The organism is Bremerella alba (assembly GCF_013618625.1).
In the GTDB taxonomy this organism is placed as follows: Bacteria; Planctomycetota; Planctomycetia; order Pirellulales; family Pirellulaceae; genus Bremerella; species Bremerella alba.
Genome location: NZ_JABRWO010000019.1, coordinates 36,408 through 49,341, shown reverse-complemented (window position 1 = coordinate 49,341; position 12,934 = coordinate 36,408). Strand labels below are relative to the sequence as shown.

Genomic DNA, 12,934 nt, shown 5'->3' with positions numbered 1-12,934 from the left:
ATGCGGTTTAGGACAGATCCGAAAGCTGGGACTAGTCGTTAACGACCTTGGCCAGGACTTCGGTCTCGCGAAGGATCTTGTACTCGTCGCCATCGATATCGATATCGCTGCCGCTGTACTTGCCATAGATGACTTCGTCGCCAATGGCCACCGAAAGCTCGGCTCGGCTGCCGCTATCCAACAGCTTGCCAGGGCCGACAGCCAGGACCGTGCCGCGCTGCGGCTTTTCCTGGGCGGAGTCAGGCAGAAGAATGCCACCAGCGGTGGTTTCTTCTGCTTCCAGCGGCTGAACAACAATGCGGTCATCCAAAGTGCGAATCTTCAGACTCTTCGCCATGGGTGTTTATCCTTAAAACTTATTCAGGGGTATGTTTGGTATTTTGAAACGAATATTAGAAAAGGTTCTGTGCAATTCAGGCCAAAGCGTGAATTACATCATGCCGGGCATTCCCATGCCGCCCATGCCACCCATTCCTGGCATGCCGCCCATGCCACCCATTCCTCCCATGCCGCCGTGGTCATGGTGGTCGTGGTGATCGCCCCCTTCGTCTTCACTTGGGATTTCGGTGACCAGCGAGTCGGTGGTCAGCAGCAATGCGGCAACACTGGCAGCATTCTGCAGGGCAGTGCGAACAACCTTGGCTGGATCGATGACGCCTGCATCGACCAGGTCTTCGTAGTTGCCGGTGTCGGCGTTGAAGCCTTCGGTGGCCTTCTTCTGCTGGCGAACGCGGTTGACAACCACGCCACCGTCGAGACCAGCATTTTCAGCAATCGTACGCAGTGGGAATTCAAGCACCTTGGCCACGATCGTCGCACCCAGCTTTTCGTCGCCTTCGACGGCCAGCTTCTTCAGAGCCTTTTCAGCTCGTAGCAGGGCGATACCACCACCAGGGACAATACCTTCCTGGAGGGCGGCCTGGGTGGCGCTCTTGGCGTCGACCAGCAGGTCCTTGCGTTCCTTCATTTCGGTTTCGGTGACGGCACCACAGTTAATCTGAGCCACACCGCCGGATAGCTTGGCAAGACGTTCTTGCAGCTTTTCGCGATCGTATTCGCTGTCGGTGGCTTCGATTTCGCTGCGAATCTGACTGGCACGACCTTCGATGTCGGCCTTCTTACCAGCACCACCCACGATAACCGTTTCGCCAGAGCTCAGCTTGATCTTCTTGGCACGACCCAGGTTGGAAGTCTTGACGCTTTCCAACTCGATGCCCAGGTCCTTGAAGATGGCCGTTCCGCCGGTCAGGGTGGCGATGTCGCCGAGCATGGCCTTGCGGCGATCGCCGTAGCCAGGAGCTTTAACGGCGGCAACATTCAGAATGCCACGCATTTTGTTGACGACCAGCGTTGCCAAAGCTTCGCCTTCGACGTCTTCAGCGATGATCAGCAGTGGCTTGTTGGACTTGCTGACGGCTTCCAACAGAGGAACCAGCTTCTTCGCGGACGAGATCTTTTCCTCGAACAGAAGGATTAAGCAATCTTCCAGTTCGACGGTCTGCGAATCTTCGTCGGTGACGAAGTGAGGCGAAAGGAAACCGCGATCGAACTGCATACCTTCGACAAAGTCGACGGTCGTTTCGCTGCCGCGACCTTCTTCAACGGTGATCACACCGTCTTTGCCAACCTTCAAGAAGGCTTCGGCGAGCACCTTACCGATTGTCGGGTCATTATTACCGGCAATGGTGGCGATCTGTTCGATCTGCTTTTTGCTCTTTTCGTCGATCTTGGTCGACGACTTCTGAACGGCTTCGCCAACTGCTTCGGCGGCTTTCAGAATACCGCGTTGCAGGGCCATGCCGTCAGCACCGGCGGCCAGCATCTTCAGGCCTTCGCGGAAGATACCTTCAGCGAGAACCGTGGCTGTGGTGGTACCATCGCCAGCGACGTCGTTTGTCTTGCTGGCAGCTTCCTTGACCAACTGACAGGCGAGGTTTTCGTAGACATCATCCAGTTCGATGTCTTCGGCAACCGTCACGCCGTCCTTGGTGATTTTGGGGGAACCCCAGCCTTTGTCCAGCACGGCATTGCGACCACGCGGGCCTAGCGTGCTCTTCACGGCACGTGCCAGCTTTGTTACGCCGGCTAAAAGCGGCTGTCGCGCTTCATCTCCAAAGACCATCTGTTTTGCCACGTCTGGAATCCTCCTCTTGTGGGATGAACTGGTTTCAATCGGCCTGGCTCGTGATGGGGTGTTCCCATGTTTTGGGTGAGCACTATCGGCCGGTCTATTCCATGCTTGGTGATTAACCGTTGATTTGCTTGCGTCTCAGCGAGGCTCCAAAGGCACCCTCAGTGCAGATTTTGGCAGACTCTCTCTGAGATACGGCAATAGATGCAACTGCCGTGCCGAGAACTAAAAAGAAAGTCGCAAGTTACTAACTGACAGCAACTTGCGACTTGGGTTGATGCGATTTTGATCTTCAGGACATTCTATGTTGCCAATATGGCAGGGCCGCACGCTTACATACCGGGGCGGAAGTCGTCGTCGTCCTGGATGCTGTGCAGGAACTGGGCTAACAGCGTAGCTGCATGATCCATATCTTCCAGCGAGATCGTTTCAACCGCGCTATGCATATAGCGGTTGGGAATTGCCAAGAGGCCGGCGGCCACGCCACCGCGGGTCGTTTGGATCGCGTTCGAGTCGTTCGGGGCGGCTCGGCCCAAGGCGGTCATTTGGTAAGGAATCTGGTTGGCCTCAGCCACTTCCATCAGTCGGGAAACGACCTTCGGATTCATGTTGGGGCCACGGTAGATGACCGGGCCGCGACCGAGATAGATTTCTCCCCGTTCGCCGCGATCAATTGTGGGGCAATCTGTCGCGTGCGTTACATCGACTGCGATACCAATTTGCGGATCGATCGCGTAGGCGCTTGTCTTGGCTCCCCGCAGGCCAATTTCTTCCTGAACGGTCGAAACGGCATAGGCGGCACACTTCTGATCGCTGAGTTTGCCATAACGGCGAGCCGCCTCGATGACGACCCACAGCCCCGAGGTGTCGTCCATCTTGGGACCGAAGACCAGATCGTTCTGCATCTTCTGCATGCCCAGTTGCAGGGTGACCGGATCGCCGATTTGAACCAGCTTCTTCGCTTCGGCCTGGTCTCTGGCCCCGATGTCCAGCCACAGATCTTTCAGTTGAATGGCCGCTTTTCGCTCGGAATCGGTCAGTAGGTGGATCGGTTTGCGGGAAATGACCGCTGGGATTTCGCCATCCTTGGTCCAGATCGACATCTTTTGTCCGACCAACTGAACCGGATCCCATCCGCCGATCGTCTGGCAGTGGATGAAGCCCATTTCGTCGACTTGAGTGACCAGCAGGCCGATTTGATCGCAGTGTCCCGCCATCATCACACGGACGTTTCCGCCTGAGTTGACCGAAGCAATGACGTTGCCATGGAAATCTGTGTCGACTTTATCCGCGAATTCGGCGGCGTACTCCCGCACGAGATTCTGCACCGGAGCTTCATAGCCGGAGGGACTCGGAGTGTTCATCATACGCTCGAAAAACTTTAGCGGCTCAGACTCCATACTCAAAACGGCTCCTTGGGTAACTGCGGTTAAGTGAAATGCTTAGCAGCGGCGATTGTTTGTCATTGCCAACGGAACGAGCGACACAGATAATGCCTTGCGCGTCAGCACACATTAAGGCAGTCTAGGGGATAGGTGCGTTCGATGGAACCGATTGATCTGAAGGAATACGAGTGGAAAACGGTGATTCGTCCGATGCTCATCGAGGATTTCGATGCGCTGGTCGAAATGCAAATGGCCTGCTTCCCCGACATGGAACCGTGGTCGCGAGCGCACATCGAAAGCCAGCTTAAGAATTTCCCCCAGGGGCAAATCGTCATCGAAATCGATGGTCAGTTGGCCGCCTCTTCCAGCAGTTTGATTGTTCAGAACGATCCCAATACGGCCTGGCACAATTTCAAGGCCGTCTCCGACAATGGGTATATCCGCAATCACAATCCCAAGGGAGATACGCTCTATGGGATCGAGATGATGGTCCATCCCGAGTTCCGAGGGCTCAAGCTTTCGCGCCGGATGTACGATGCCCGCAAGGAGATGTGCCGCGAAATGAACCTGGCTCGGATGATCATTGGGGGCCGCATTCCTGGGTATCACAAAGTTGCCGATAAAATGTCGGCCCGCGAATACGTCGAGCGCGTGGTCGCCAAAGCCGAGTTCGACCCGGTGCTGACCGCACAAACGGCCAACGGCTTTGCCTTGCAGGGGCTCATCCCTGATTATCTGCCCAACGACAAAGCTTCGTGCGGATACGCTACCTACTTAGAGTGGTTGAACCTCGACTATAAGCCGGGGGCCAAGCGGCGCTTCCATCACCTGGTCGAGCCGATCCGCATTACCGTCGTGCAGTACGAAATGCGCGCGATCCGCGGTTTCGACGAGTTCGCCCAGCAGTGCGACTTCTTCCTGGACGTGGCTTCCGACTATAAGTCCGACTTCATCCTCTTTCCGGAACTGTTCACCACGCAGTTGCTTTCGTGCGTCGAGCCGACCCGACCGGGGTTGGCGGCACGGCGCCTGGCCGAGTTCACGACTGATTACCTCGAGTACTTTTCAGAGCGGGCCATCAAGTACAACGTGAACGTGATCGGCGGTAGTCACTTCGTGCTGGAAAACGACACGCTGTACAACATTGCCTACCTATTCGGTCGCGATGGGTCGATCGGCAAGCAGTACAAGATTCACATTACCCCCAGCGAGCGAAAGTGGTGGGGTATCGAACCAGGCCACAAGGTCGAAGTCTTCGACACCGACTGCGGCAAGGTTGCCATTCAGATCTGCTACGACATCGAGTTCCCCGAGCTCACCCGGATTGCGGCCAATAAAGGGGCCGAGATGATCTTCGTGCCGTACAACACCGATACGCGTCACGGTTACCTGCGGGTAAAGACCTGTGCACAGGCCCGCTGCGTCGAAAACCAGGTTTACGTGGCCATCTCTGGCTGCACAGGTAATCTACCGTTCGTCGAAAACGCCGACATCCACTACGCCCAATCAGGCGTCTACACGCCGTGCGACGCCGAGTTCGCCCGAGAAGGGATCGCCGCCGAGTGCAACCCGAACGTCGAAACAATCGTCATCCACGACGTCGACCTGGAACTGCTGCGGCGGCACCGTCTGGAAGGTTCCGTTCAAAACTGGAACGACCGCCGCAAAGACTTGTACAAAGTGCAGTACATGGAAGATGGCGAAGAAGGCTACGTGTAACGGCGTCTAATCGCTGCGGCTCCCCCAGTCTTGTCCCCTTTCCCTCTCCCCCCGAGTACGGTGGAGAGGGGACTGGATGGGGAGAGCAGCGTCCGGTTGCGAATTACTACTTCAAGCGAACCGGTTGGGTTTCAACGGGCAACCCGACTGGCACATTCACTTTCTCTCGAACGCGGTTGGCGTAGTCCATCAGCGCTTCATTGTCGGTGTGAATCACTCGTGGTGCGTCCAGGTCATTCGCCGCCATCGCTGCGGCTTCGGGTAGGTTCATGAAGCGGCTGACATTCATGAAGTACGGGCCTTCACGATGATCTGCTGGCGGTTCATGAAGCGTTAGATCGCCGATCGAGGGCTCGAAGATCGCGGCATAGATCGCAAGTGCAGCCATCTCGCCACTGGCTTCTACGTCGATGTGTTCGGTCGACGTCGAGCGTGTAATTTCTTCTGCTGCCCGGCGAATGTCCCAGACTTGCATCGCATCGTGCGACTGTCCTAAGAGCAGGAAGCGTCGACGTAGGTGGATCTCGGGCGTGGTCTCCTGGTTCCACTGAGTCGGTCCGATGCCGCGTGGAGGTAAGACGTAAATGGCATCGTACTTGTCGGCATCTTCAATCGGCAAAGTGCCTTCGGCTGCTTCGGCGATCGCACTCCACTTCTTCCAGCCGGCATCGTCGACAACAACTAGCTTGCCATTTTGGGGAGCTGAACCTGCCGAGCCCTTCGCGTGAAAGCTAAGCAGTGGCAGCGAGATGTTCTTCTGCGGTGAGAATTCGCTGGAGCTAACCTGCCAGTTCTTTGTTTCTGATTTTTCACCGCTACGAATGCCGGACTCTCCTGACTTGGGCCATCCGCCGAACGACTTTTCGACCAAGAGTTGTTTCCACTGGCCTGTCATCTGTTCCCATTCGGCCCGCGTCGCCGGTACCTGGGCTGGCTCAGCGGCTGCGACAAACGTCTCTTCGATCTTCGTGTTGATCTCGTCTTCAGGCAGTGTTTCGAAGACCTTCAGTTCCTCGACCTCGAACTTCGGCAAGGCAACATCGGTGATCGGTGGCGTCTTGCCTTGCAGGTGCTTCCGCAGCCAGTAGAACGCCGGGATACGCAGCGGCTGCGTGTCGGCATGCCCACCGGGCAGAATGGTCAGGGCCAAGTTGGGAGCTTTGCCGTAGAGCTTGTAGATCTCGCGGGCTGCCAGGTGCGTGCGTGCGACGCCAACCAGTGGGAAGATTGGGTCTGCATCGGTATTGGCGATCATCAGCGGACGCGGGGCGATCATCGCTGGCAGCAATCCATAGTCGAAGCCGTACGTGTTGACCCAGTACATGCAGTCGCAATGCCCGGAGACGACACCCCCGACGACGTGGTCTTCCAGGTCGGTGATGCCAGCGACCGGGACGGCGGCCTTGATGCGCTCGTCGATCGCGGCGATGTACCAGCTGTAAGCACCGCCGCCACTACGGCCGGTAACGCCGATTTTTTCGGGGTCAACGTCATCGCGTGATTGCAGCAGATCGATGGCGCGGACGCAGTTCCAAGCTTCGACCCCGGCCGGAGTGTAACCGCGGTTGGTCCACCACTGGTACTTGTCGTTGTGAAGTCCCTTGTGTTTCCCTTCGATTTCGCCCAATTGCAGCGAATCGATCGTCAGGCACACGAAACCATGCCGGGCAAACCAAGCCCCATGATGCTGGTAGTGGGTCTTGTTTCCGTAGCTGATACCATCCTTCTTGACCCGTCCATGCCCGCAAACGTAGAGCACCGCTGGCAGCTTGCCGTCGACCTTGGCAGGCCGATAAAGGTTTCCGGTAACGTACAGTCCCGGCATCGACTGGAAGTGAATGTTTTCGACAACAATCCCGTCACGCTCAATCGTTCCGGTGGTCGTTACTTTCAGGTCGGTCTTTTCTGGCCAAGGATCGAGTCCGAGCATCTCTCGGAGCTTCTGCTGATACTCGCCACGCTTGGCTTCCCACGCTTCGAGAGAATCGATGCCATCGAGCGGAGCGTTGGTGATGCTTGCGGTTTCCGCTTGAAAATACTGGTGTACCTGTTGGTCACCGGGAGAGGCTTCCTCGGCAGACGCAAGTGGCGTGATCAAGAGACAAACGGCGGCGGCAAGCACGAAACGCATCGGCAGGAACTCCGGAAGGAAACGGTTAGAGCACATCTCAGGTGGGAGCTTTATCATGTCCCTTTCCCTTGCCTGCGTCAAAAGGTATTTGCCCGACTGAGCAAAAAAAGACCAGGACTACCTGGGTAATCCTGGTCTTTTTGATGTCACGAGTGATGTCAGGCAACTATTCGCCTAGCAATTCTTTGATCTTAGGCGTAACGGCGTTGGCCCACAGCTGGTAACCCTTCTCTTTAGGGTGCAGCAAATCAGGCATGATTTCCTTGGTAAGCGTGCCGTCTTCGGTCAGGAAAATGTCATTGATGTTTAGGAACGTAACGTAGTCCTTGTCCTTCATTTGCTTCTCGATGATCGCGTTCGCGCCGTCGTTCAGCTTGCGGAGCTGGTCTTCGGTCTTGGCACCGCGCGGGAAGATGGCCAGTAGTAGGACCTTCGTTTCAGGATGCTTTTCGTGCAGTTTCTCGACAATCGCCTCGACGCCGGCCGCAGTGTCTTCCGACTTCTCTTTGCGGTGGCCGGTGTTGTTGGTGCCGATCATGATGACGGCAACCTTAGGCTCGTAGCCATCCAATTCGCCGTGCTCGAAACGCCATAAGACGTGCTCGGTGCGATCGCCGCCGTAGCCCAGGTTCAACGGGCTCATCGATTCGAAGTTTTCTTTCCAAGTCGTTTTGCCAGCGCCTTCCCAGCCATGGGTGATCGAGTCGCCAATGAAAACGACGTCGATTTTGTCGGCGTCTTCGATCGCTTTGAGCTTTTCTTTATGACGCTTGACCCACCAATCGCCACGCGGGACTGGCTTCAAGGCTTCAATTGGTTCTTTCGTCGCGGTATCGGCCGCCCAAGCTGGCATGGCCAGCACAAGGGAAAGCATCAAACAAGCAAAACAACGCATCTTCAATCTCCTGGGGGGGAACAATTGGGAATCTCTCGGTGAGGAAACTCGGCGGGAAATACGGTCTGCCGAATCGTCTAGTGTCTACGACGCGGCATCGCGGGTCAATTCCTGAGTCCGTAATTGCCCAGTAAGGGGGTTTAACAGCACTTAATTTCCCGGCTGAGCAGGGAAAACGTCTGAGCCGATTGACGAAAAAGGGCATATTCCTTACATTGTGGGGTTTCCAGATCAATCAAATTCGACGCCTAGAGTGTCGTTTACCATTTAACTTACGAAATCCCAACAAAGGAACTGTCGCGTGCCGGTTATTAACGAGCGCCATCAGGAGTTGAAGCGTCGACGTCATCGCAAGAAGATTTACGCTAAGTACAAGGCCAAGTTGGCCATGAATCCGTCGAATGACGAAAAGCGTAAGATGGCTGCTAAGCTCCGCAGACTGACCCCGGCCGCGGAAGAACTGATCCAGCGCTGGAAGCTTGAGTCTTAAGAGACTCGGCTAACAAGCAGAATCGGAAAGAGCGGAGTCCCTTGGCTCCGCTTTTTTGCTGCGCATCCCCCCATGGTTTGGTTGCCCTCAAAAACAAGGACCGCAAGAATGGTCACCGCAGGGAGCAAGAGGATCGCTCCGGTTGCATAGCCAATGCATAGGAAGAGTTGCCGGCTCATTACTCGTTGAGGCCTTCGCCCTAGTTGGTTGCCAGGTGTTCCTCGATCGCGTCGAAGATTTCTTCAGGCTCGGTCATGCGCCCGGTCCCTTCAACGCGGCAGCTTTGCCAGCCGCTATCAGGGCCGATCATCCGCACGCCATCTTCGAGCAATTGCTGTACGTTGCGTTGAAGCGCTGGGTGGGCCCACATCTCTTTGTTCATCGCAGGGCACATCATGACATTGCCAGTGAACGCAAGGTACAGCGTGCTGAGCAAGTCGTCGGCCAATCCTTGGGCTGCTTTGGCCATGAAGTCGGCCGAGGCCGGGACGATGCATAACAGATCGGCTCGGCGCGCAAGTTCAATGTGCGCGCCAAGCGGCATCGCTTCGTCGAAGAGCTCGGTATGCACGCGTTTGCCCGACAGCGCGGTCAGAGTCGCCGCGCCGACAAAATGATGGGAAGCGTGGGTCATCACCACCGTGACGTCGACATCTGCTTTGACCAGCTGGCTGACCAAAGCAGGCGTCTTGAAAGCGGCAATTCCGCCGGTGACGCCGATGATAACCTTCCGAGGGCTCACAGTTCGTCGCTCATCATCGCATCGAACGACTTGATCATCACGTCGCCATCAGCAGCCGTGTGAAGTTCGTTCGATGTGTCGAGGAAGATCTTGTCCTGCTTGATCTCTTCCAACACGATTTCCATCTTGTTTTCGGATTTGAGATCGACCAGCGGACGGCTGCCGGCGTTCAACGCGACCAGGCGTTTTTGGATCAGCGTCGACAGCTTAAAGCGGCCACCCACCTTCTTGATGATGAATTCTTCTTTCAGTTCTTCGAGCATCGCTCCTCCTTTTCCTGACGGATAATGTCTGCAAGTTGTGCGGCGGTTTGGTCGGCGGCGCCGAGTTTGTTGGTCACATGGTGACGATACCATGTCGACGATTTCATCTCGTTCTTGGCCGTTTCCAGCCGCCGCTGGATGGCTTCTTCGGTTTCGGTTCCTCGGTCGCGTAATCGGCGTTCCAGCTCTTCGGCCGACTCGGGGCTAAGGAAAATGGTGACGGCTTGGGGGTACTTCCGGGCAACCTTAGCGGCACCTTCGATGTCGATCTCTAACAAGACGGAAATGCCTTGAGAGAGCCGGGCTTCCACTTCGCGACGAAGGGTTCCGTAAAGGTGACCTTTGCGAAAAACCTCGACATACTCTAGGAACTCGCCAGCATCGATCCGCCGCTGAAACTCCTCTTGGGGAAGGAAGTGGTAGTCGATACCGTCTTCTTCTCCGGCTCTTGGCGGGCGTGTCGTTGCGGAAATACTCAGTTCAATCGGAGGTTCGCCCAAGGCCAACAGCTTGCGCACCACGGTCGATTTGCCAGCCCCAGAGGGCCCAGACAAGATGACCAAATTGCCAGGTGTGCTCGCTGCCATGATTCGTTGGAGGGAACGCTCCGTCAATGTTGTTGTTGTAAGTTCGACCTACCAAAAGCAGGCGTCTTTTTGGTTAGCCACCCAGAGCTTTCGAGTGGTGCGATTCGCTTTGCTGCACGCACCCTAAGGCTTCTTGGTGGTTATTCGATGTTTTGGACTTGCTCTCGGATCTTCTCGATGGCGGTCTTCATTTCCACGACACCTCGGGCGATTTCGGCGTCGTTTGCCTTCGAGCCGATCGTGTTCGTCTCGCGAAATATTTCCTGCGTCAGGAAGTCAAGCTTCCGACCGGTTGATTCCTGCTGGGTCAGGAACTTTTCAAACTGACCGAGGTGGCTCTTGAGCCGGACGATCTCTTCGGAAACGTTCACGCGATCGGTGAAGATCGCCACTTCGCGAAGGAGCGTTGCGGGGTCGACGGTCACGTCGTACTCTTCCAGGACCTTGTTCACTCGCTCGGTCATTCGATCGCGATAGCCGTCGACCACCAGGGGTGACTTGGCTTCAATCAATTCCAGGTGCGAGGCGATCGTCGCCAGGTTCTCGCGAAGATCTTGGGTAGTGTTTTCTCCCTCAGCGCGACGCATGGTGTCGAACTTCTCGAGGGCATCTTTGAGTGTCTTTTCAATCACCGGCCAGGCATTGAACTGCTCGTCGTCGGTGTCGGTGTTCTCTTGGACGACGCCGGGTAGCTGCAAGACCGAATCGATATGCGGGGTTTCCGATATTCCAACTTTCGAGCCCAGCTGGTGAATCTGCTGCATGTAGCTTTCCAGCACGGCCGTATCGATGCGGTACTTGTCGGCCGTTACATCTTGCTTGATCCGCAGATTGATCGTGATCGTGCCGCGGTTGATGAACTTCCGCGTGACCCCTTCGATCTGCGACTCTAGCCCGCTGAACAGCTCGTTGCCACGCACGGCCAGCTTGAAGTAGCGATTGTTCACCGAACGCACTTCAACCGAAACGGAAACGCCTTCGGTGTGCAGGTGGGCGTCGCCATATCCGGTCATGCTCAGCAGCATGGTGTCTCTCTTCGCGAGTTCGCGATGCTAAGTGAATTGATCAGGAAGGTAACGAACAAAACTTCCCTGGGGTCTGCCCGAGGGAAGTTTAAGAGAATGAATCAGGCCGTGCCGAGTGAATTACTCAGCGGGCTTCTCTTCGGTCGCAGCACTATCCCCGGCAGCGTTGTCTCCTTCAGCCGGAGCAGCTGGCTCGGCAGGGGCCGCGTCGGCTGGGGCCGCAGCACCACCTTCCGCTGGGGGCTCCAGGTCGGCAGCTGGGGCGTCGCCGGCGGGCGTATCGCCTGCCGCTGGGGCAGCTCCTTCTTCGTCCGATGGAAGCGTCAACGCAGGACCGCCAGCACCAGGGGCAGCATCGCCTGGCAGGCCAGTTGCGGCTGGGGCAGCGCTGCTGCCGGTACCGGTCAGCTTGGTGGCACCCGAGTCTTGCAGGCCCATCGTGGCGAAGATGCACAGAAGGATCCAGAAGACCGCCAGCACGACGGTGATTTTGGTGAATACGTCACCGGCTTTAGCGCCGAACGCACTTTGGCCACCAGCACCACCTAAAGCACCTGTCAGTCCGCCACCACGACCGCGCTGCACGAGCACGACCAGGATTAGAAAGACCGACGTCACTAAAAGCAGCGGGCCGAAAATATACTGCAGGAAGCCGAATAGGATGGGACTGGTCATGACTAGCTTACTTATGAAAACGTCCGTGTCTGGATTCAAAAGCGGGATCGCTCAGCAGAGCAGAGCCCACGGGAAATAAGGAAACGACTAGCCTTTGGTGCCGGCAATAATACCGAGGAAGCTGTCCGCTTTGAGCGAAGCACCGCCCACCAGGGCACCGTCGATGTTGGGCTGCGAAAGGAGTTCGACCGCGTTGTCCGGCTTCACGCTTCCACCATATTGAATGCGAACCGACTCGCTGACCTGCTCGCCATACTTGGCTGTCATCAGGGACCGAATGCCAGCGTGCACTTCTTCGGCTTGCTCAGGCGTGGCGACTTTGCCGGTGCCGATCGCCCAAACCGGTTCGTAGGCGATGACGACCGAATTCATTTGCTCGGCCGAAACGCCAGCCAGGCTGCCGTACATTTGCTCGGCGACCACGTCGGACGTCTTACCCGATTCACGTTCTTCGAGCAGTTCGCCCACGCAGACGATCGGAGTCAGGCCAGCGGCGAGAACCGCATGCACCTTCTTGCAAACGTCCGCGTTGGATTCGCCGAAAATGTGGCGACGTTCGCTGTGACCGAGGATCACGTATTGGCAACCGATATCCTTGGCCATGGCGGCCGAGATTTCACCGGTAAATGCACCTGTGGCTTCGTGGTGGCAGTTCTGAGCGCCAACACCCACTTTGCCACCGGCAGCGGTCGCAACCGCATCGAGATAAACGCTGGGAGCACAAACGGCAACTTCGACCGCGTCGCCGGCTGTATTGCCATCAGCGACGCCTTGCACCAAAGCGACCCCGTCGGCCTTGGTGGTGTTCATTTTCCAGTTACCTGCAATGAAAGGACGTCTCACCCGTCGTTCTCCCCTCGGACCACCCTTGGCCGATGAAATGTCAATGAC

At 56.6% G+C, this 12,934-nt stretch carries 13 protein-coding genes; 2 read left to right on the top strand and 11 right to left on the bottom strand.

Features of this window, described 5'->3' with window-relative positions; all coding sequences use genetic code 11:
- Positions 1 to 31 precede the first annotated feature (31 nt).
- The 3 genes from HOV93_RS24115 to HOV93_RS24105 form a co-directional block, all read right to left on the bottom strand.
- Positions 32 to 337 (bottom strand): co-chaperone GroES, encoded by a 306-nt coding sequence (locus tag HOV93_RS24115; protein WP_207399120.1) that lies wholly within the window; start codon positions 335 to 337, stop codon positions 32 to 34.
- A gap of 93 nt (positions 338 to 430) precedes the next feature.
- Positions 431 to 2,134 carry a chaperonin GroEL gene (gene groL, locus HOV93_RS24110; protein WP_207399119.1) on the bottom strand — a complete coding sequence of 568 codons (1,704 nt, stop codon included), beginning with the start codon at positions 2,132 to 2,134 and terminating at the stop codon, positions 431 to 433.
- Positions 2,135 to 2,463: 329 nt separating this feature from the next.
- Entirely contained in the window at positions 2,464 to 3,531 is a 1,068-nt protein-coding gene (locus HOV93_RS24105) for a M42 family metallopeptidase (RefSeq protein ID WP_207399138.1), read from the bottom strand.
- Between the two features lie 144 nt (positions 3,532 to 3,675).
- On the opposite strand from HOV93_RS24105, the gene HOV93_RS24100 reads away from it, so the two are divergent.
- Positions 3,676 to 5,235: a carbon-nitrogen hydrolase family protein gene (locus HOV93_RS24100; RefSeq protein ID WP_207399118.1), complete on the top strand. Its 1,560-nt coding sequence runs from the start codon at positions 3,676 to 3,678 to the stop codon at positions 5,233 to 5,235.
- Positions 5,236 to 5,341: 106 nt separating this feature from the next.
- Here HOV93_RS24100 and HOV93_RS24095 read toward each other — a convergent pair whose 3' ends face one another.
- Together HOV93_RS24095 and HOV93_RS24090 are read right to left on the bottom strand one after the other, a co-directional pair.
- On the bottom strand, positions 5,342 to 7,423 hold the full coding sequence (locus HOV93_RS24095) for an alpha/beta hydrolase (protein WP_207399117.1): 2,082 nt from the start codon (positions 7,421 to 7,423) through the stop codon (positions 5,342 to 5,344).
- Positions 7,424 to 7,532: 109 nt separating this feature from the next.
- Entirely contained in the window at positions 7,533 to 8,261 is a 729-nt protein-coding gene (locus HOV93_RS24090; protein WP_207399116.1) for a platelet-activating factor acetylhydrolase IB subunit, read from the bottom strand.
- A gap of 301 nt (positions 8,262 to 8,562) precedes the next feature.
- Between HOV93_RS24090 and HOV93_RS24085 the strand changes: the two genes are divergently transcribed.
- A complete protein-coding gene (locus tag HOV93_RS24085) occupies positions 8,563 to 8,751 on the top strand; it encodes a DUF6800 family protein (RefSeq protein WP_207399115.1) in 189 nt (62 codons plus the stop codon).
- A gap of 199 nt (positions 8,752 to 8,950) precedes the next feature.
- On the opposite strand, the gene HOV93_RS24080 is transcribed toward HOV93_RS24085, so the two are convergent.
- The 6 genes from HOV93_RS24080 to tpiA form a co-directional block, all read right to left on the bottom strand.
- A complete protein-coding gene (locus tag HOV93_RS24080) occupies positions 8,951 to 9,493 on the bottom strand; it encodes a flavoprotein (protein WP_207399114.1) in 543 nt (180 codons plus the stop codon).
- A complete protein-coding gene (locus HOV93_RS24075; RefSeq protein ID WP_207399113.1) occupies positions 9,490 to 9,756 on the bottom strand; it encodes a DNA-directed RNA polymerase subunit omega in 267 nt (88 codons plus the stop codon). Before HOV93_RS24075 ends, HOV93_RS24080 begins: the two co-directional genes overlap by 4 nt.
- Entirely contained in the window at positions 9,741 to 10,343 is a 603-nt protein-coding gene (gmk, locus tag HOV93_RS24070) for a guanylate kinase (RefSeq protein WP_207399112.1), read from the bottom strand. The genes HOV93_RS24075 and gmk overlap by 16 nt, the downstream gene beginning before the upstream one ends.
- Positions 10,344 to 10,483: 140 nt before the next feature.
- Entirely contained in the window at positions 10,484 to 11,368 is an 885-nt protein-coding gene (locus HOV93_RS24065; protein ID WP_235990916.1) for a YicC/YloC family endoribonuclease, read from the bottom strand.
- Between the two features lie 120 nt (positions 11,369 to 11,488).
- Entirely contained in the window at positions 11,489 to 12,043 is a 555-nt protein-coding gene (gene secG / locus HOV93_RS24060) for a preprotein translocase subunit SecG (protein WP_207399111.1), read from the bottom strand.
- A gap of 87 nt (positions 12,044 to 12,130) precedes the next feature.
- On the bottom strand, positions 12,131 to 12,886 hold the full coding sequence (tpiA, locus tag HOV93_RS24055) for a triose-phosphate isomerase (protein ID WP_207399110.1): 756 nt from the start codon (positions 12,884 to 12,886) through the stop codon (positions 12,131 to 12,133).
- Positions 12,887 to 12,934 lie beyond the last annotated feature (48 nt).